Source organism: Enterobacter sp. 301B, from assembly GCF_003850715.1.
GTDB lineage: Bacteria > Pseudomonadota > Gammaproteobacteria > Enterobacterales > Enterobacteriaceae > Enterobacter > Enterobacter intestinihominis.
On the sequence record NZ_PQTC01000015.1, the window covers coordinates 1 to 18996 of the forward strand.

The window sequence follows — 18996 nt, forward strand, 5'->3', positions numbered from 1 at the left end:
GATGTTATTCACCCTGGCCAACCTGTTTCGGGTGGACCAAATGATACGTCAGTGGGAGAGATCTCAGTAAAAACCGGAAATAACGCCAGAAATGGTGGAAAAAATAGCCTAAATAGGCTGATTCGATGTGTTTGCGGGAAAAAAATCGGCCCAGATCCGCGAAATTTTAATCAGCGAGTCAGCTTGGGAAGAAATGACCTGCTTATTCGCACCTTCCCTAACTGTAGGCGGTTAATAGCTTCTTCTGTTTGTGCCAGTGCGAAAGCGACGTTCTGATCGAAGTCTCTTTTCGTTGGGAATAAAAAAGTCTGGTAAATAACGTCCTGATTAGCGGTTATTGTGATCCAGCTTCCCCACCGCGCACTGGGCCGTTCGTTGATGGTTAAATTACCCGGATAATCGCTTTCCCACTTATCGCTGAAGGCACGATAAAAATCGTGTCCGACAGAGGTGACGGTGTGGTCGGTCAACAGTCCAGGAACTTCCACCTCAACAGCCTGAAGGTTTCCGGCAGCAAGCATAATGCCTGCGGCGGCAATCCAACTTAGGGTGCGTTTCATGCTATTAACGCCTGAGGTTATCGTTTGCCCACGACACCGCCTGCGTGCGATTTTTAACAGCTATCTTTTTGAAAAGATTATAAAGATGCGTCTTAACCGTATTTTCGCTGATAAATAACGAACGGGCGATTTCAATATTTGAAGCACCAATACGCAGTTTGTTCAGGATCTCTTTCTCACGGTGCGTCAGAAGGGCCGATTCCGAACTGTTATAGCGATAATTTCCGGAGTGGGTAATGAGGTAGCTGGCCAGTTTTTGCGAGAAATAACACTCCCCCCGCAATATGCCCTGCAAACCCTCCACGACACGGTTTTCTTCTTCTGTAACGTAAAACACGCCGTTAATATGCGGCCAGCTCTCAATTTCGCGGAAAGGATACTCATCAGGCGTATTCAATAACAATACGCGGATATTATTGTTTTTCCTGCTTAAATTATCTTGCCAGTAATGGATCAGTTTTTTATCCGCTTCCATCATATCGAGAAGAATGATGCTGCCAGGAGCGATATCATCAAAAGAACGTTGAATGTTATGAAGTTTCCCGTTAAGTGACAGGCATTGTTTTAAATGCTGCAATAACGCTGTCGCTTGTAAGGAAGGTTTTGTGATCAACAATAATGTATGACCGGGTAAGCTATGGACTTCATTAAACATGATGAAACCCTACGTTATTTATGACACCCGGCAGTTGCCCTCGTATTATTGAAAAGGGCACCAGAAGTACTGCAGGTGTGGCACTGCTGTGTGTAGTTAAAAAACCTTCCTCCAAAGGAGGCGGTAAAATTAAAAAAAATAACGTACTGCTGTTTTCAATCTAGCTATTGCAAACTTTAAAGCAAGTGTTAATCGTGTAACAAAATGTAAAATTCGATATTTATTTGTGTATTTTGCAGGGTTAATAGATTTTAAGATAAGGGGAAAGTTGTACAGGTGTATAAACGTGCACAGATTTTAAAAACCATACGGTATATTATAATGAGTTGTATTATCTGGTTTTTTATTATTGTAAGCCAGCCGGTAAAAAGTATGAACTCTGCTAAAAACATAAGACTTCCCTAAGCCGGAATTTTTTCTTAAGAAAACTTGCTTCGTGTCACGCGCGTGACAAAGGGCATTGTCGTTTTTGTCTGAAGAAGCCGGTACAGGTTGGACAACCTGTCTCGCTGTTGTACAAGCGCAGGAAAACATTTTTGGTTTCTGCTTTAGGCGAGTATCCCGTCGTTTCAGGCGAGATTTACGACTTTGTGGTGAAGGGGAATATAAAAATAAGGCGCACGGGTGAGATATTAAACATGTTTCGGCAGACATACTCTTTTCCGTAACGCGGCGTTAACAAAACGAATCGCGTTAACGGAGTAAGGAATACCTTTTTTATAGCCAGGTCCAGGGTGACAGCATGAAAAACAAAACGTTGTTTATGATGTTTACATTACTGGGTGCGCCTGGGTTTGTAATCGCAGGTGATTCAGATTTAGCCAGTTCTGAATATAATTTTGCGATAAATGAATTAAGTAAAGCTTCATACAATCAGGCAGCCATTATTGGTCAACAGGGTTCAGGTAATAATGTTGATGTACGCCAGGGCGGTTCTAAATTGCTGTCCGTTATTTCCCAGGAGGGCGGGAATAACCGCGCGAATGTTGATCAGTCAGGGACGTATAACCTTGCTTATATCGATCAGACCGGCAACGGCAACGATGCGAGTATTAAGCAGGGCGCTTTTGGCAACACCGCCATGATTATCCAGAAAGGCTCGGGTAACAGGGCGAATATAACGCAGTATGGTACGCAGAAAACAGCAGTTGTAGTACAGAGACAGTCGCAGATGGCTATTCGCGTTATTCAACGCTAGCGATGTGTGACGCCTTAATCAATCCGATGGGGGTTTACCATGAAACTTTTCAAAGTGGCAGTTATTGCAGCAATCGTAGTTTCTGGCAGTGCTTTCGCAGGTGCGGTACCACAATTTGGCGGCGGCCACGGTGGTGGCTGGGGTGGCGGCAATAACGGCCCTGACTCAACCCTGAGCATTTACCAGTACGGCGGCGGTAACTCCGCGCTTGCTTTGCAGACGGATGCCCGAGATTCTGAATTGACCATTACCCAGCATGGTGGCGGTAACGGCGCAGATGTTGGCCAGGGCTCTGATGACAGTTCTATCGATCTGCTGCAAAAAGGCTTTGGTAACAGCGCCACCATCGACCAGTGGAATAGCAAAGACTCTGTTATCAACGTGAAACAGTTCGGCGGCGGCAACGGCGCAGCGGTAGACCAGACAGCGTCCGGCTCAACGGTGACTGTGCACCAGGTTGGCTTCGGCAACAACGCGACCGCACACCAGTACTGATTCATTTCTGTACCAAAAAACAGGGCATCCGCCCTGTTTTTTTTCGGGAGGATCTCATGAGCACCTTCATTCTCCTTGCCGCGCTTGCCAGCCAGATAACGTTCAGTACCTCACAGCAGGCAAATGTGACAACCATTATTCCTCAGGTCACGCTGGCAGACGCCTGCGAATGTCAGGTTGAGGTGTTATCTGTCCGACAGGGGCAGGGGGGACAAAGTACATCGCGGCAGAAAAATACTCTTTTTATACCCGCTAATCAGCCGATTGATTTAACGCGAATCAGTTTAAATATTCGCTCAGGGGATGCGGTAAAAATAATCGTCACCGTTTCCGATGGAAAATCGCTTCATTTATCACAGCAGTGGAACGCACCGGCAAGTACGCTTTAATCATTCATAAAATCAATGATTTAATAAAGTGGCGGCGCTGCACAGGTAAGCTATGCTGATATCAAGAACCCAGCAAACGGGTTGCTTAAATTGATACGTCATAACGGAGCGTTTTTACCCCTCAAGGACGAATTTCATTGAGGAGTACAAATAATGTTCAAATCCGCAGCGTGTATTATTTCTGGTCTGGGACTGATCCTGTCCTCTTTTTTTTCTCCGGCTTATTCAGCAACTATAGAGAATGGTGGGGTGATTCATTTTCGTGGCGCGGTGGTCGCTGACCCGTGCGAAGTCACGCCCCGGCATCGGCAGTTTGCGATTTCCTGCCCGGAAAATAACCGTATGAAAACGCATACCATCAGTTATGAAGAGGCGCTCCGGGGCCATCATCCTCACTCAGCGCTGGCCGCTGTCACCATGAAATACCTGAATGAAAAGAAAACGCTTGCGGTCGTTCAGGTGGATTACCGTTAACCGCCGTTTTTTTCGCGACAGTTTTTCTCCTTCTCCCTCTGCGATACACTGATGAAAAAGGCGGGTTGCAGAGGGTGTTTATGAGACCGCAAATCGACGTTATTCATGGCGATATCACGACGGTGCACGTTGACGTGATCGTCAACGCAGCCAATTCCTCCCTCTTGGGTGGGGGCGGGGTGGATGGTGCCATTCACCGGGCCGCGGGCCCTCAGCTCCTTGAAGCATGCAAAACCGTGCGCCAGCAGCAGGGAGAGTGCCCGCCGGGGCATGCTGTTATTACGCTTGCGGGCGATCTCCCGGCCAAAGCGGTGATCCATACCGTTGGACCCGTCTGGCACGGTGGCGACCGCCATGAGGCTGAGATTCTGGAGCAGGCGTATCGTAACTGCCTGCGGCTTGCGGCAGATAACGGCTATAAGACCATGGCGTTCCCCGCCATTAGCACCGGGGTGTACGGTTATCCAAAGGAAGCGGCAGCTACGATCGCCGTGAATACCGTTTATCACTACCTTTCCCTCAAACCCATGCCGGAAAAAGTCATTTTTGTCTGTTTCGATGAGCACACCGCCGACCTGTATCAGCGGCTTTTGACCGCGCGCAGCCAGGCATTTTGATGTCTGAAAAGCAAAAACGGCGCTCTGGAGGCGCCGTTTTGTTATCCCGCTTTAACCTGAGGTTTGCCTGAGAACAGGAAACGCAAAAGCGGGATCCGCAGGTGGATTTCATACAACACGATGGCAATGCCAACCACAAAGACCAGACCGGTGAAGAAGCCCAGCGCATTCGATTTGATATGCGGCGTAATGTACGCCCCGAAAAACAGCGTCAGCGGATGGTGGACCAGGTAGATAAACAGTGAAGCATTAACGAAATAGGTGACGCGACTTGATTTAAAATTCAGCAGACGATGGCCAAGGGCGAACACCACGTTAACCATCCACAGGCCCATCAGCATCGTTATCACGCTCTCTGTCTCATACATCCACGCGTCCCCGCTGCCAAAGCGCTGATTGAGAAGATAGGCGGCAAAGGCCAGCGCAGCACCCACCGCACACCAGGGGGAGGGGGTGGTAAACAGCGCTTTAAGCCGGGGATGAATAAATGCCAGCGCCCCAATCAGGAAGAAGGGAATGTAGAACAGGGTCTGCATCACCACGAAATTAAACAGCCCATCGCTCAGAATGGGAGGGTAGACAATGAGCAGCGTACGCCTGACGGCGGCATACGCGACCCCCAGCGCAAGAAACAGCAGCGACAGCTTGCCCAGGGTGATGTTGGCGAAGAAGGTCGAGGTTGCGGCGCTCGCGCGCTGGCGCAGTTGACTGAAGATCAGCAAACTCACCGTGGTTAGCACCACCAGTACCAGCAGGAACCAGAGGTGGGAAATCAGCTCCCAGACCAGGGTGTTGTATTTCTCATAGAACGAGAGATTAGGCCAGTTTTCCGCCTTGCCTTTAACATGCTGCAACATGATGAACTGCGGCAGCGTCAGCAGCGGAATGGCCGTCAACATTGGTATGCCCACGCGCTCCACGCGCACTTTCCACCACCGCTTGAGGGGATAGCGCAAGAAGAGCATGTAAGAGAAATAGCCTGAAATGACGAAAAACACCTGCATGCGGAAGGCATGGATAAAATCATTGAACAGCGTCAGCCACCAGGAGGGCATCTGGCTGTTCACATGCCAGGTGTGGCTGGAATAGATCAGTGAAATATGAAAAGGGATCCCCAATAGCATGAGCCATGCGCGGATCGAGTCGAGGAAATATTCACGTTGTACTGGGGTTGTGCTCATATAACTTTGCGCATTCTCAGACTTTTCGCCTTATCCCTAAGGCTCATAATGGTTACATTCGGAGCCAACCCTACACCAAGACCGACACCCTGTCTCCAGGATAAGCACGCAAAGTGAAAAGCGGGTTCTTTCATTTGCTTAATCCATGAGCCAGCGAGCTGAACAAAGCAGTGATAATGTTGTCGGATTGCCTGAGTTTCCATTAAAATGGATCGGATCGATATAAGCACACAAAGGGGGAAGTGCTTACTTATTATGAAACATAAACCACAAATGATGAAAATGCGTTGGTTGGGTGTAGCAGTGCTGTTGTCACTGTATACCTCATCTGCACTGGCCTTTAACATCGATGATGTCGCAAAACAGGCTAAATCGATGGCGGGCAAGAGCTACGAAGCGCCAAAAAGTAACCTGCCCTCCGTTTTCCGCGACATGAAATACGCGGACTATCAGCAGATCCAGTTCAATCACGATAAAGCGTACTGGAACAATATTAAAACCCCGTTCAAGCTTGAATTTTACCACCAGGGTATGTACTTCGACACGCCGGTTGCCATCAATGAAGTGACGGCGACCGCGGTACGTAAAATCAAGTACAGCCCGGATTATTTCAATTTTGGCGATGTGCAACACGATAAAGACACGGTGAAAGACCTCGGCTTCGCAGGCTTCAAGGTGCTTTACCCGATTAACAGCAAAGATAAAAACGACGAAATCGTCAGCATGCTTGGTGCCAGCTACTTCCGCGTGATTGGCGCGGGGCAGGTGTACGGGCTTTCTGCGCGCGGTCTGGCAATTGATACCGCGCTGCCATCAGGTGAAGAATTTCCACGTTTTCGCGAGTTCTGGATCGAACGTCCAAAACCAACCGACAAACGTCTGACAATTTATGCGCTGCTGGACTCCCCTCGTGCGACAGGCGCTTATCGCTTCGTGATCATGCCAGGGCGTGACACGGTGGTTGACGTGCAGTCTAAAGTTTACCTGCGCGATAAAGTGGGCAAACTGGGCGTCGCGCCGCTGACCAGCATGTTCCTGTTCGGGCCGAATCAGCCGTCTCCGGCGACTAACTTCCGCCCTCAACTGCATGATTCTAATGGCCTTTCCATTCATGCTGGTAACGGCGAGTGGATCTGGCGTCCGCTGAACAACCCGAAACACCTCGCCGTCAGCAGCTTTGCGATGGAAAACCCGCAGGGCTTTGGTCTGCTGCAACGTGGCCGTCAGTTCTCCCGCTTTGAAGATCTGGACGACCGCTACGATCTGCGCCCAAGCGCCTGGGTTACACCGAAAGGCGACTGGGGTAAAGGCAAGGTTGAGTTGGTTGAAATTCCAACCAATGATGAAACCAACGATAACATCGTGGCGTACTGGACACCGGATCAGCTGCCTGAAGCCGGTAAAGAGATGAACTTCAAGTATGCGATCACCTTCAGCCGTGACGAAGACAAACTGCACGCACCGGATAACGCGTATGTGATGCAGACGCGTCGTTCTACGGGGGACGTGAAGCAGTCCAACCTGATTCGTCAGCCGGATGGCACGCTGGCATTTATCGTGGACTTCACCGGGCAGGATATGAAAAAACTGGCGCCGGATACTGCCGTGACGGCACAGGCCAGCATTGGCGATAACGGTGAAATCGTTGAGAACGCCGTGCGTTACAATCCGGTCACCAAAGGGTGGCGTTTGACCCTGCGCGTGAAGGTGAAAGATCCGAAACAGACCACTGAAATGCGCGCCGCGCTGGTCAGTAACGATAAGCCGCTGAGTGAAACCTGGAGCTATCAGCTACCTGCCAATGAATAATACATCTGAATATATTGATGCCATGCCGCTAACGGACATTGAAAAAGCGGCACTCCCTGCGAGCGACATCCGCGCGGTTCACACCGCGCTGGATGGTGAACATCGTCACTTTTCCCGTGATGATGATACGCCGCTGGGGTCAGTGAAGGCACGTCTGGAGCAGGCATGGCCAGACTCGCTGGCAGAAGGGCAGTTAATCAAGGATGACGAAGGGCGTGACCAGCTACAGGCGATGCCGAAGGCCACGCGTTCCTCTATGTTCCCCGATCCGTGGCGCACCAACCCGGTGGGTCGCTTCTGGGATCGCCTGCGTGGGCGTGACGTGACGCCGCGCTATCTGTCACGTCTGACCAAAGAACAACAGGCGTCCGAGCAGAAATGGCGTACCGTGGGAACGATTCGTCGTTACATTCTGCTGCTGCTGACGCTGGCACAGACGGTTGTCGCCACCTGGTACATGAAAACTATTCTGCCGTACCAGGGCTGGGCATTGATTAACCCTGCTGACATGATTGGCCAGGATATCTGGGTCTCCTTCATGCAGCTGCTGCCGTATATTTTACAGAGCGGCATCCTTCTGCTGTTTGCCGTGCTGTTCTGTTGGGTCTCCGCCGGGTTCTGGACGGCGCTGATGGGCTTCCTGCAACTGCTGATGGGGCGTGACAAATACAGCATTTCCGCGTCGACGGTCGGGGATGAACCCCTCAATCCTGAGCACCGTACCGCGCTAATCATGCCTATCTGTAACGAAGATGTTGACCGCGTATTCGCCGGGCTGCGTGCCACCTGGGAGTCCGTAAAGGCGACCGGTAACGCGGCGCATTTCGACGTCTACATCCTGAGCGACAGCTACAACCCGGATATCTGCGTGGCAGAGCAAAAAGCCTGGATGGAGCTGATTGCTGAAGTGCAGGGCGAAGGGCAGATCTTCTACCGTCGTCGTCGTCGTCGTGTTAAGCGTAAGAGCGGGAACATCGATGACTTCTGTCGTCGCTGGGGTAACCAGTACAGCTACATGGTGGTACTGGATGCGGACTCCGTGATGAGCGGCGACTGCCTGAGCGGGCTGGTCCGTCTGATGGAAGCCAATCCGAACGCGGGTATTATTCAGTCCTCGCCAAAAGCGTCCGGTATGGACACGCTATATGCGCGCTGCCAGCAGTTTGCGACCCGCGTCTACGGGCCGCTGTTTACTGCCGGTCTGCACTTCTGGCAGCTGGGTGAATCTCACTACTGGGGCCACAACGCTATTATCCGCGTGAAGCCATTCATCGAGCACTGCGCCCTGGCGCCGCTGCCGGGTGAAGGATCGTTTGCCGGGTCCATTCTGTCGCATGACTTTGTGGAAGCCGCGCTGATGCGTCGCGCAGGGTGGGGCGTCTGGATTGCCTACGATCTGCCGGGCTCGTATGAAGAGCTGCCGCCGAACCTGCTGGATGAGCTCAAGCGTGACCGCCGCTGGTGTCACGGTAACCTGATGAACTTCCGCCTGTTCCTGGTGAAGGGGATGCACCCTGTTCACCGTGCGGTGTTCCTGACGGGCGTCATGTCCTATCTGTCTGCGCCGCTGTGGTTTATGTTCCTGGCACTCTCGACCGCGTTGCAGGTTGTGCATGCCCTGACGGAGCCGCAGTACTTCCTGCAACCGCGCCAGCTGTTCCCGGTGTGGCCGCAGTGGCGTCCGGAGCTGGCGATTGCGCTGTTCGCGTCGACCATGGTGCTGCTGTTCCTGCCCAAGCTGCTCAGTATCATTCTGATCTGGTGTAAAGGTTCGAAGGAGTACGGTGGTTTCTGCCGCGTAACCCTTTCACTGCTGCTGGAAGTGCTGTTCTCGGTCCTGCTGGCACCGGTGCGTATGCTGTTCCACACGGTATTCGTGGTGAGCGCGTTCCTGGGATGGGAAGTGGTGTGGAATTCACCGCAGCGAGACGATGACTCTACGCCATGGAGTGAAGCCTTTATGCGCCACGGCTCTCAGCTGCTGCTGGGCCTGGTGTGGGCCGTTGGTATGGCCTGGCTGGATCTGCGTTTCCTGTTCTGGCTGGCGCCAATCGTCTTCTCGCTGATCCTGTCGCCATTTGTGTCGGTGATCTCCAGCCGTTCTACGGTGGGCCTGCGTACCAAACGCTGGAAGCTGTTCCTGATCCCGGAAGAGTATTCTCCGCCGCAGGTGCTGGTGGATACCGATACCTATCTGGAGCAGAACCGCAAACGCACGCTGGATGATGGCTTTATGCACGCCGTGTTTAACCCGTCATTCAACGCGCTGGCAACCGCGATGGCGACTGCGCGTCACCGCGCCAGCCAGGTGCTGGAGATCGCCCGCGATCGCCACGTTGAGCAGGCGCTGAACGAGACGCCAGAAAAGCTTAACCGCGACCGTCGTCTGGTGCTGTTGAGCGATCCGGTGACGATGGCACGGCTTCACTACCGCGTGTGGACTTCTCCGGAGAGATACTCTTCGTGGGTGAACTACTACAAGGACGTGAAGCTGAATCCGCTGGCACTGAAGACGAAGTAAGTTGTTAAGTAGGGCGGGTAAGCGAAGCGCCACCTGCCAAATAAAATACCGGCTGTGAGGCCGGTATTTTTTTAGAGGTCAGAAATGAAAGTAATCATCGTCGTCATGATGGCATGCCTGCTCAGCGGCTGCGGCAGCATCATCAGCCGCACCATTCCCGGACAGGGCCACGGGAATCAGTACTACCCCGGCGTACAGTGGGATGTCCGCGATTCCGCATGGCGCTATCTCACCGTGCTCGATCTGCCGTTTTCGCTGATTTTCGACACGCTACTGCTGCCCATCGATGCCAGCCACGGCCCTTACGAGTAACGAGAGCTTATCGCTCGTCCCATTCGTCCGCTGCGGCCTGACCTTCTTCGGTATCCAGCGGCGGTTCGAGCTGAAACTCACCTTCATCCCATTCATGCAGCGTATTTTCTTCCAGCCACTCCTGACGTAACTCAATTTCGTCATAGTCGCCGTCGAATACCGCCTGCGCACCTTCACCACTCAATATCGGCAGACATTCTCCGTCTTCACCTTCATCAGCAAAGAATTCGGCCTGCCACATAATATCGCCGTCCTGAAGGACGTATTTTTGGATATTGAGTTGTTGCACGTCAGCATCTTCTTCCTCAATGCCGGGATTATCGGCGAGGAATTCTTCGCGAGCGGCATCAATTGCTTCTTCCAGCGTGGCGTACATGGTCATTGGTGTCTCCCTGTTTTTCGTGAAGGTATTCAGGGAAAGAATAGCTGATTATATGATTGTGCAAGTATGAATGCGTAAATTAGCCGTCACGATGTTGTGTTATGCGCGCCGGGCGTAGCGCCCGGGATAAGCTGAGCCAGGAATAAACAGCGTTGAACAGCACGACGCCTGCCGTCACGATAAAGACCGCCCGGAAACCGAAACTGGCCGAAACCCCCGCGCCGACCAGCGGCCCGGTGACGTTACCCAGATCGCGAAACGACTGGTTGTAGCTGAAAATACGCCCGGCAATCTGGTTGGTGGAGTTATAGACCAGCAGCGTCTGCACCGCCGGAAGCAACGCGCCGTCCGCTGCGCCCAGCAGAAAGCGCAACACGCCGAGCTGCCAGGGAGACTGCACCATCGACATGGGGATCAGCAGCAGGACGGAGAGGATCAGGGCGCAGATCAGAATTTTCTCCGGGCCGATGCGATCGCCCAGCTTGCCGAGCCGTGGCGCGCTCAGCAACGCGGCCACGCCGGGAACAGAGGCGATCAGGCCGCTAATAAAAGCAATGTTGCTGACGTTGCCCGCCAGATCGCGGACATAGAGCGTCAGAATAGGCGCGATTGAACCGGTGGCCACCTGAATAATCATGGTGGTCACAAACAGGCTCAGCACCAGCTTTGGGTTTTTCAGCGAGGCCAGCACATCCCGGGCGTGCAGCATCTCTTTTTTGGCTACCGGCGTGAAATTCTCACGGATGCAGATAAGCGTCACGAGGAAGCAGAGGAACAGCACGCTGGCGGTAATGAAGAATACCGGCCGCAGTCCGTAGTGGTCGGCCAGCAGCCCGCCCGCCAGCGGACCCAGCAGTGCGCCGCTTACGCCGCCAGTGGAGAGCGTACCCAATGCCCAGCCGCTTTTATGGCGTGGGATTTGGGTTGCGATCAGGGCGTTGGCATTGGGGATAAATCCCCCGAGCAGACCCAGGAGCGCGCGTAATATCAGGAACTGCCAGACATTTTGCGCCACCCCCATCAACAGCATTATGATCGCCATGCCGAGCGCGGAGCGCAGCAGCATAATTTTGCGGCCTTTGCGATCCGCAAGCCCACCCCAGAAAGGCGACGCAATGGCGGAGAACAGGAACGTAATGCTGAACACCAGGCCGGACCACATATTCAGTGCGCTATGGCCGGTGACGCCGAGCTGTTCAACGTAGAGGGGCAGGAAGGGCATTACCAGGCTAAAGGCGGCGCCAGTAAGAAAACAACCCAGCCATGCAACCGTCAGGTTGCGTTTCCAGTTTATGGGAGCATCTGTGGAGGACATAACTATCCGCATAATGAGGTGCAGGGCACCGTGACCAGTGAGGTAATAAGCCTGCTAATTATGCGCCTGGGGTATGATTGCCGCAATGACGGGGAGCTTTTAAAGCTAAAACAGCTTGCGGCCCGGAAGACCGCATGCAGATTAATAACGAGAAGGGACGCCCTGAGGCCGGGTTTTGAAGCGGCGATGCAGCCACATGTACTGCTCGGGAGCGAGCATAATGCATTTCTCGACAATAGCATTCATCCAGCGCGCGGTGGTTTCTGCATCATCCAGCGGCGGCGTGAGTTCCGGCTCCAGCATGATGAGCTGATAGCCTGAACCGTCTGGTTTACGGCGCGGTACAAACGGCACGATAGCCGCTTTGGACATCCGCGCCAGCATCCAGGTCCCGGTGGTCGTCGCGGCCTCTTCCACCGCAAAGAACGGGACAAACACGCTGGATTGCGGGCCATAGTCATGATCCGGGGCATACCAGACCACTTCACCTGATTTGAGGGCGCGGATCATCCCTTTAAGGTCTTTGCGGTCGATCATGCTTTTATTCGAGCGCATGCGTCCGTTGGTCTGTATCAAATCGATCACCGGATTATCGTTGGGACGATAAACGCCAATACCCGGCGCCTGCATGCCGAACATGCGCGCGCCAATTTCGAGCGTCAGGAAATGAACGCCAATCAGCAGGACGCCAGTCTGGTTGGCCTGGAGATTATGCACCGGATCCATGCCGGTTCCGGCCACTTCCGTCCAGCGCGCCATGCGCTTATCCGACCAGAACCAGGCCATACCGGTCTCCATCAGTCCCATGCCGACAGATTCGAAGTTTTTAACCACCATGTCGTGACGCTCAGATTCGCTCATCTGAGGAAAGCAAAGCTCAAGATTTCGATACGCGATCCTGGCGCGACGCTTCATAAATTGTTGAGCAATGCGGCCCAGTCCTTTACCCATGCGGAAAATTACGGGATAAGGCAGCTGTACAATTAGCCACAACAAGCCAATGCCTGACCATGTTAACCAATAGCGTGGGTGTAAAAGCGCGGCAGTAAATTTCGGTAACTGGGTCATGTCTGTCCTGTGTTCTAACGTCCTGAAGGGCTATTGTCTCATTTTTTGAGGCATAGCCAAAATGTCTGTCATCGAAACATGAAAGAATATGCAAGTGTTAAGTCTGATTAATCAGGTTGACTGAAATGTAGCGTAAATTGTGTGGATGTAAATTGTCTTTGTTTGCTATATCATGCCGACCGATTTTTATTTCTCAACGATTGCAGGACTTGTACACCATGCCAGTGTTACACAACCGCGTTTCGAATGAGATGTTGAAAGCGCGTATGTTGGCCGAAACCGAACCGCGCACAACGATCTCTTTCTATAAATATTTTACCATCAACGATCCACAGGCGACCCGCGATGCGCTTTACCAGGCTTTCACCGCCCTGAACGTGTTTGGTCGCGTCTATCTGGCGCGTGAGGGTATTAACGCGCAGATCAGCGTGCCGGAAAGCAAAGTCAGCGCCTTCCGCGATCTCCTTTATGGTTTTGATCCGGCGCTTAACGGCTTACGCCTGAACATTGCGCTGGATGATGACGGCAAATCGTTCTGGGTGCTGCGCATGAAGGTGCGTGAGCGTATTGTGGCGGATGGCATCGACGATCCGAGCTTCAATGCCGCGAATGTGGGGGAGTACCTCAAGGCCGCTGAAGTGAACGCGATGCTCGACGATCCGGATGCAGTGTTCATCGATATGCGTAACCACTACGAATATGAAGTGGGCCACTTCGAGAATGCGATGGAAATTCCTGCCGACACTTTCCGTGAACAGCTGCCGAAAGCGGTTGAGATGATGCAGGAGCATAAAGACAAAAAGATCGTTATGTATTGCACCGGGGGGATCCGCTGCGAAAAAGCCAGTGCCTGGATGAAACACAACGGTTTTAATAAAGTCTGGCATATTGAGGGTGGGATCATTGAATATGCCCGCCGCGCCCGCGAGCAGGGGTTACCGGTGCGTTTTATCGGTAAAAACTTTGTGTTTGATGAGCGTATGGGCGAGCGAATTTCAGAGGACGTAATCGCTCACTGCCACCAGTGCGGTACGCCGTGCGACACGCATACCAACTGCAAAAACGACGGTTGTCATCTTCTGTTTATTCAGTGTACTGCATGTGCCGAGAAGTTTAATGGCTGCTGTAGCGAGCTGTGCAGTGAAGAGAGTATCCTGCCTGAAGAAGAGCAACGTCGTCGCCGTGCCGGGCGCGAGAACGGGAATAAGATCTTTAATAAATCCCGGGGCCGACTGAATACCAAACTGGGTATTCCGGACCCGGAGTAAAACTTTGCCCGGCGGCGTAAAAGCCTGCCGGGCCTGTTTTATGACTTCTGCTGAACGCCTTCCACCGAAATAATCAGCTCTACATCCTGCGATGCCGGTCCTAAATCTGTGGTGATATTAAAATCTTTCAGATGAATTTTGCCGGCGGCTTCAAAGCCAGCACGTTTTCCGCCCCACGGATCGTCGCCCTGGCCGATTAATTTCGCATCCAGTGTTACCGGTTTTGTTACGCCGTTCAGCGTAAGATTACCGGTAATAGCGAGCTTATCACCGTCTTTCTTCACTTCTGTCGACGCGAAAGTAGCTTGCGGGAATTTGCCTACGTTCAGGAATTCAGCGCTGCGCAGATGTTTATCACGCTCGGCGTGATTAGTGTCGACGCTGTTAGTATTAATGGTGACGTTTACTTTATCGGCAGCAGGGTTTTTCTCGTCGAAACTAAATGTGCCATCGAAATCATTGAACGTACCATATAACCAGCTGTAACCCAGATGCTGAATACGGAAATTGACGAAGGCATGCTGGCCTTCTTTATCAATTTTATAGTCGGCGGCAATGGCCGAACCGGTGGTAAATAACAGCGAACCTAATGCGATACCCAACAGGCGTTTTTTCATTTTATGCTCCAGAGTCAACTGACGAACGGCCAAGCATGCGCTTCAGCGTATCGTCTTTATCAATAAAGTGGTGTTTCAGGGCCGCAAGGCCATGCAGAACAGACAGGATCACCACGCTCCATGCCAGCCACAGATGAACCACACCTGCGGTGTCAGCCTGTGAACCGGCGTCAGCCAGCGTGGCAGGGACGTCAAAGAGCCCAAACACGCTGATCGGTTTGCCGTCTGCGGTCGAAATGAGATAACCGCTGATCAGAATGGCGAACAGCAGGGCATAGAGTGCGATATGTGCGCCAACAGCGCTTATGCGGGTAAGACGGCCATGGCTTTTGGGGGCAGGAGGGGGCGGAGAGAGATGTCGCCAGATCACGCGAAAAACCAGACCCATCATCAGCAGAACTCCAATGCTTTTGTGCAATTCGGGGGCCTGATGATACCAACCGTCATAATAGCTTAATGTCACCATCCAGAGGCCGAGACCAAACATGGCATAGACAGCAAGTGCAAATAGCCAGTGTAAACACATGGATATTATTCCGTAGCGGCTGGAGGAGTTACGCCATTGCATATGAATTTCCGTTCTCAAATGACTGAGCAATAAAAATGGCCGGATTAATTAAATAATGCAACTGAAAAAAAGGAATAATGTTATTTAGTTATTTTATTTCAGCGAATTTGAATATGTTTCCGCAATGTATTTCAATCGCTTCGTTCAATAAATTTGAGATGACTTTTTATAAAAGCTATAAGTTAAATAAATTTAAAGGAGTGTCAATAAACGTCAGTGATGGTTTTCAGAAGAATACAATAAAGATGACGTCAACAATCGCCAGCAGCGACCAAAGGACAATGTAGAGCATGAAATGCTCGCGGATGTTATTGATAAGGTAATTCACCAGTCTGCGCATCATGATCCTCTCGCAAATCAGGCTCCGGTTATTCGGAGCCTGTAGCGGTATTATCGGCTAAAGCGCGAGAGCGCGAAGGGTTTGAGATCAAACGAAGGCGCAATCCCCTGAGCAAACTGGGCGGCGATTTCACCTAACACAGAGGCAAATTTAAACCCGTGACCGCTGAGCCCGGTTACGATCAGGGTGTTGTCGTGCCCAGGCAGGGTGTCGATGATGAAGTCTTCATCTGGCGTATTGTCATAGGTGCACGCTGCGCCATAAAGCAACCCGCCTACGCCCGGCAGAATATTACGCAGGAACGTGAAGGCTTCGGAACCATCCTGCGGATAGGCTCCGTACGGCTTGCGTTCTTCCGCAGAGGAAATTACCTGTCCGCCGTTATGTTTGCCAATCTTGAGCGCGTCTTTTTCCGAGGGGAAACCGTAGTACTGGTCGCCATTAGGTAACTCGCCCGTGAACGCCGGGAATTTGTTCTGGCTGCTGTAACGCCCGTCAGACTGGAACCAGGAGAAGACTTTGCGTACCGGCTGGATGGGCAGATCCGGCAGCAGTTTCGTCACCCACGTTCCCGCACTCACCAGCAGGCGCGTGGCGGTATATTCACCTTCAGACGTGGTGATGGTTGAACCCCCGGCATGGTGGGTGATACCCGTGACCGGACAGTTAAACAACTGTGCGCAGCCCGCTTTGGCGGCGAGATCAATCCAGGTCTTAATGGCCGTTTCGCTGTGCAGTACCCCGGAATTGGCTTCAAACAATCCAATGTAGTCTTCAGGGACAGAAATTTCCGGCCAGCGCGCCATTATGTCGTTCGCATCCAGACGCTCAACGTCCAGACGGTAGGCTTTCGCGCTCTCCTCAACGTTCGCCAGAAACGTGGAGTTGGAAGGCCCGAGGTTAATCACCCCGGTGCGCTCAAAAATGCGCTCCTCGGTGCGTGTCGCCAGTTCGTCCCACAGCGTCTGAGCCCGAAGCACCAGCGGTACATAGCGCTCACCTTCGCCGTAAGCGTGACGGATAAGACGGGTATCGCCGTGATGGCTTCCTTCAGAATGAGGGGGATGGTGGGCGTCAATCATCAGCACATTCAGACCCGCCTGCGTAGCGTAATAACCGGCTGCAGATCCAACGGAGCCGCTTCCGATAATGATCAAATCGTATTTCATAGGCTTCTCTTTACTAACGCTTTGTTAGCAGAGTAATTAACTATGTGGGCTTATACAAGAGCGAAATAAATAAGGCACCGCGAGGGTGCCTGTTGAGGGAAAAGGGGCATAAGGTCAATGCCGTTTATACTCATTTTCCTGGTAGTCGCCAGATTCTATTTTTGCGATGCCTGCTTCCAAAATAGAAATAAACTGACGGGCGACGTCTGTTGTAAGCCACAGCGTCTGTCCAACTTCCGCTTCGTCACGGTTTAGCTGATTCGGGGTCTGGTAGTGCAAACGCAGCATCAGCGCATCGTAGCTGTCTACGGTGCTGATATCCCAGCCAACGAGTGGATGGGTCTGGATGACTTCATTATTCTTTTCCATTATAACCCCCTTAATGCGTGTTAGAAGACAACGACTTTGAGGTTCAATGCATGTTTTTCTGAAAGCTTTTTCAGTATATCAATTAATAAGGGTTCCGCAGGAAAAAATAAACGGGTAGCAACACATTTTTCTGCTTTTTAGGATTGTTCGAACAATAAAACGTCATCTTGTTCACGATTTTCTAAGAAGATACTGAAATATTTTGAACCTTCAGGAGACGAAACGAAAAAAAGCCGGGGCGACCCGGCAAAAAAACACAATGAGGGAGCAAATTTTAATCAGTGATAAACCAGTCGTCGGCGCTTTCCCATGTTTCCTGCAAAATTTCGCTGATGCGGTCTTTGTCTTCTTTCGCGCCGCCAATGACGGAAAGATGGTTTGCTGTCGCATAACGTACCGTTATGGCGCCATCGTTTTCAGGAAAAGTGCTGTTAATACGTCGGGATAGCTCACCCGCCAGAGCGTCGAGTGCGCCAGCAGGCAGGACGGTGGTTTTGGCAATGGTGACTTCAATACGCATAAATGCCCCCTGTGTAATATACTGTTTATTTATACAGTTATATTGGCGGTTTGACAACAGGGGGATGACAATTTTTTAGCTTTTTACCGTCCAGCTTACGGTTTCACCGGCCAGGAAGGGGATCAGCGTATCGTCGGTGAGCGCAATCGACGCTTCAACCTGGCTTTCTTTGCGCTCCAGCTCAATGAACGTGTCATTAACCGGCAGACCGTAGAAACGCGGGCCGTTAAGGGAGCAGAAGGCTTCGAAATGGCCTAACGCATTCATCTCGTCAAAGACGGTTGCGTAACTTGCCAGGGCGGTCGGGGCGTTAAAGCAGCCTGCACAGCCGCAGCTCGCCTCTTTTCGGTGACGGGCATGCGGGGCGGAATCCGTGCCGAGGAACGCGCGCGGGAAGCCGCTGGCGACCAGTTCACGTAGCGCCTGCTGGTGGATATTGCGCTTGAGGATCGGCAGACAATACAGATGTGGACGAACGCCACCCACCAGCATGTGGTTACGGTTAAACATCAGGTGCTGCGGGGTGATGGTGGCGGCAATCAATTCGTTTCCATCCCGGACATACTCTGCGGCATCTTTGGTCGTAATGTGTTCAAACACTACCTTCAGCCCAGGAAGACGCTGGCGCAGCGGCTCCATGACCGTTTCGATAAAACGTGCTTCGCGATCGAAAATATCAATGTCAGCGTGGGTCACTTCCCCGTGCACCAGCAGCGGCATGCCCAGTTTTTGCATACGCTCCAGAACAGGCATGATGGCATCAATACTGGTCACCCCATGGCTGGAGTTGGTGGTGGCATTCGCCGGGTAGAGCTTCGCGGCGGTGAACACACCTTCGTTAAACCCGCGCTCAACTTCATTCGGATCCAGCGAGTCCGTCAGGTAGCAGGTCATCAATGGGGTAAAATCGTGTCCGGCCGGAACGGCGTCAAGGATACGCTGGCGATAGGCAATCGCGGCCTCGACGGTAGTGACTGGCGGAACCAGGTTAGGCATAACAATCGCACGGCCATAAATTTCGCTGGTATACGGCACGACGGTTTTCAGCATGTCGCCATCACGAAGATGGATATGCCAGTCGTCTGGGCGGCGGATTTTGAGAACCTGGGATTGTACAGTCATGGAAGCTCCGGCTTGAAAGAGATCAGTCATAAGAGGGCTGTTTTTGC

General features: G+C 52.1%; 24 protein-coding genes. 11 read left to right on the forward strand and 13 right to left on the reverse strand.

Annotated features, from left to right (window positions below; translation table 11 throughout):
* Together C3451_RS24575 and C3451_RS24760 are read left to right on the forward strand one after the other, a co-directional pair.
* Window positions 1-70, forward strand: a 70-nt coding sequence (locus C3451_RS24575) for a hypothetical protein (protein WP_002906209.1), incomplete at its 5' end; no start/stop codon positions are given.
* Window positions 52-276: a hypothetical protein gene (locus C3451_RS24760; protein ID WP_124304354.1), complete on the forward strand. Its 225-nt coding sequence runs from the start codon at window positions 52-54 to the stop codon at window positions 274-276. The genes C3451_RS24575 and C3451_RS24760, both read left to right, overlap by 19 nt.
* Here the strand turns inward: C3451_RS24760 and csgE are convergent.
* Window positions 171-560, reverse strand: a complete 390-nt coding sequence (gene csgE, locus C3451_RS16440) for a curli production assembly/transport protein CsgE (protein ID WP_124304346.1) — start codon at window positions 558-560, stop codon at window positions 171-173. The two genes, C3451_RS24760 and csgE, sit on opposite strands and share 106 nt — an antisense overlap.
* A 4-nt stretch (window positions 561-564) precedes the next feature.
* Window positions 565-1215, reverse strand: coding sequence for a biofilm master transcriptional regulator CsgD (gene csgD / locus C3451_RS16445; protein WP_006809293.1), 651 nt, complete (start codon window positions 1213-1215; stop codon window positions 565-567).
* A gap of 742 nt (window positions 1216-1957) precedes the next feature.
* Between csgD and csgB the strand changes: the two genes are divergently transcribed.
* The 5 genes from csgB (at window position 1958) to ymdB (ending at window position 4388) form a co-directional block, all read left to right on the forward strand.
* Window positions 1958-2413, forward strand: a complete 456-nt coding sequence (gene csgB / locus C3451_RS16450; RefSeq protein WP_022647701.1) for a curli minor subunit CsgB — start codon at window positions 1958-1960, stop codon at window positions 2411-2413.
* A gap of 39 nt (window positions 2414-2452) precedes the next feature.
* Entirely contained in the window at window positions 2453-2908 is a 456-nt protein-coding gene (csgA, locus tag C3451_RS16455) for a curli major subunit CsgA (RefSeq protein WP_003858043.1), read from the forward strand.
* 56 nt (window positions 2909-2964) lie between these two features.
* Window positions 2965-3297: a curli assembly chaperone CsgC gene (gene csgC / locus C3451_RS16460; protein ID WP_023299776.1), complete on the forward strand. Its 333-nt coding sequence runs from the start codon at window positions 2965-2967 to the stop codon at window positions 3295-3297.
* A gap of 153 nt (window positions 3298-3450) precedes the next feature.
* Window positions 3451-3771 (forward strand): type 1 fimbrial protein, encoded by a 321-nt coding sequence (locus C3451_RS16465; RefSeq protein WP_045622602.1) that lies wholly within the window; start codon window positions 3451-3453, stop codon window positions 3769-3771.
* 80 nt (window positions 3772-3851) lie between these two features.
* Window positions 3852-4388 (forward strand): O-acetyl-ADP-ribose deacetylase, encoded by a 537-nt coding sequence (gene ymdB, locus C3451_RS16470; protein ID WP_022647704.1) that lies wholly within the window; start codon window positions 3852-3854, stop codon window positions 4386-4388.
* 41 nt (window positions 4389-4429) lie between these two features.
* Here ymdB and mdoC read toward each other — a convergent pair whose 3' ends face one another.
* The gene (mdoC, locus tag C3451_RS16475) at window positions 4430-5569 is read right to left on the reverse strand and encodes a glucans biosynthesis protein MdoC (RefSeq protein ID WP_022647705.1); all 1140 of its coding nucleotides are present in this window, start codon (window positions 5567-5569) and stop codon (window positions 4430-4432) included.
* A gap of 255 nt (window positions 5570-5824) precedes the next feature.
* Between mdoC and mdoG the strand changes: the two genes are divergently transcribed.
* From mdoG to C3451_RS16495, 3 genes are all read left to right on the forward strand, one after another.
* The gene (gene mdoG / locus C3451_RS16485) at window positions 5825-7378 is read left to right on the forward strand and encodes a glucans biosynthesis protein MdoG (protein WP_032622136.1); all 1554 of its coding nucleotides are present in this window, start codon (window positions 5825-5827) and stop codon (window positions 7376-7378) included.
* A complete protein-coding gene (mdoH, locus tag C3451_RS16490; RefSeq protein ID WP_022647707.1) occupies window positions 7371-9899 on the forward strand; it encodes a glucans biosynthesis glucosyltransferase MdoH in 2529 nt (842 codons plus the stop codon). Before mdoG ends, mdoH begins: the two co-directional genes overlap by 8 nt.
* Window positions 9900-9983: 84 nt before the next feature.
* Entirely contained in the window at window positions 9984-10211 is a 228-nt protein-coding gene (locus tag C3451_RS16495; protein WP_003858030.1) for a YceK/YidQ family lipoprotein, read from the forward strand.
* Between the two features lie 7 nt (window positions 10212-10218).
* Here C3451_RS16495 and C3451_RS16500 read toward each other — a convergent pair whose 3' ends face one another.
* The 3 genes from C3451_RS16500 to C3451_RS16510 all read right to left on the reverse strand — a co-directional run bounded on the left by C3451_RS16500 (window position 10219) and on the right by C3451_RS16510 (window position 12976).
* A complete protein-coding gene (locus tag C3451_RS16500; RefSeq protein WP_003858026.1) occupies window positions 10219-10593 on the reverse strand; it encodes a MysB family protein in 375 nt (124 codons plus the stop codon).
* A gap of 79 nt (window positions 10594-10672) precedes the next feature.
* Window positions 10673-11908 (reverse strand): multidrug efflux MFS transporter MdtG, encoded by a 1236-nt coding sequence (mdtG, locus tag C3451_RS16505; protein WP_022647708.1) that lies wholly within the window; start codon window positions 11906-11908, stop codon window positions 10673-10675.
* 141 nt (window positions 11909-12049) lie between these two features.
* The gene (locus tag C3451_RS16510; protein ID WP_045622637.1) at window positions 12050-12976 is read right to left on the reverse strand and encodes a Kdo(2)-lipid IV(A) acyltransferase; all 927 of its coding nucleotides are present in this window, start codon (window positions 12974-12976) and stop codon (window positions 12050-12052) included.
* A 218-nt stretch (window positions 12977-13194) separates the two neighbouring features.
* Between C3451_RS16510 and C3451_RS16515 the strand changes: the two genes are divergently transcribed.
* Window positions 13195-14244 (forward strand): rhodanese-related sulfurtransferase, encoded by a 1050-nt coding sequence (locus C3451_RS16515; protein WP_045622635.1) that lies wholly within the window; start codon window positions 13195-13197, stop codon window positions 14242-14244.
* A gap of 38 nt (window positions 14245-14282) precedes the next feature.
* Here C3451_RS16515 and C3451_RS16520 read toward each other — a convergent pair whose 3' ends face one another.
* The 7 genes from C3451_RS16520 to pyrC form a co-directional block, all read right to left on the reverse strand.
* Window positions 14283-14861 carry a YceI family protein gene (locus C3451_RS16520; protein ID WP_022647711.1) on the reverse strand — a complete coding sequence of 193 codons (579 nt, stop codon included), beginning with the start codon at window positions 14859-14861 and terminating at the stop codon, window positions 14283-14285.
* A gap of 1 nt (window position 14862) precedes the next feature.
* A complete protein-coding gene (locus C3451_RS16525) occupies window positions 14863-15429 on the reverse strand; it encodes a cytochrome b (protein ID WP_022647712.1) in 567 nt (188 codons plus the stop codon).
* 226 nt (window positions 15430-15655) lie between these two features.
* Window positions 15656-15769 (reverse strand): YceO family protein, encoded by a 114-nt coding sequence (locus tag C3451_RS16530; protein WP_022647713.1) that lies wholly within the window; start codon window positions 15767-15769, stop codon window positions 15656-15658.
* Between the two features lie 50 nt (window positions 15770-15819).
* Window positions 15820-16938 (reverse strand): N-methyl-L-tryptophan oxidase, encoded by a 1119-nt coding sequence (solA, locus tag C3451_RS16535; protein WP_045622633.1) that lies wholly within the window; start codon window positions 16936-16938, stop codon window positions 15820-15822.
* A 114-nt stretch (window positions 16939-17052) separates the two neighbouring features.
* Window positions 17053-17307, reverse strand: coding sequence for a biofilm formation regulator BssS (gene bssS, locus C3451_RS16540; RefSeq protein WP_023299782.1), 255 nt, complete (start codon window positions 17305-17307; stop codon window positions 17053-17055).
* Window positions 17308-17581: 274 nt separating this feature from the next.
* Window positions 17582-17827, reverse strand: a complete 246-nt coding sequence (gene dinI / locus C3451_RS16545) for a DNA damage-inducible protein I (RefSeq protein WP_022647715.1) — start codon at window positions 17825-17827, stop codon at window positions 17582-17584.
* Between the two features lie 75 nt (window positions 17828-17902).
* Entirely contained in the window at window positions 17903-18949 is a 1047-nt protein-coding gene (gene pyrC, locus C3451_RS16550) for a dihydroorotase (protein ID WP_022647716.1), read from the reverse strand.
* Between the last annotated feature and the right edge of the window lie 47 nt (window positions 18950-18996).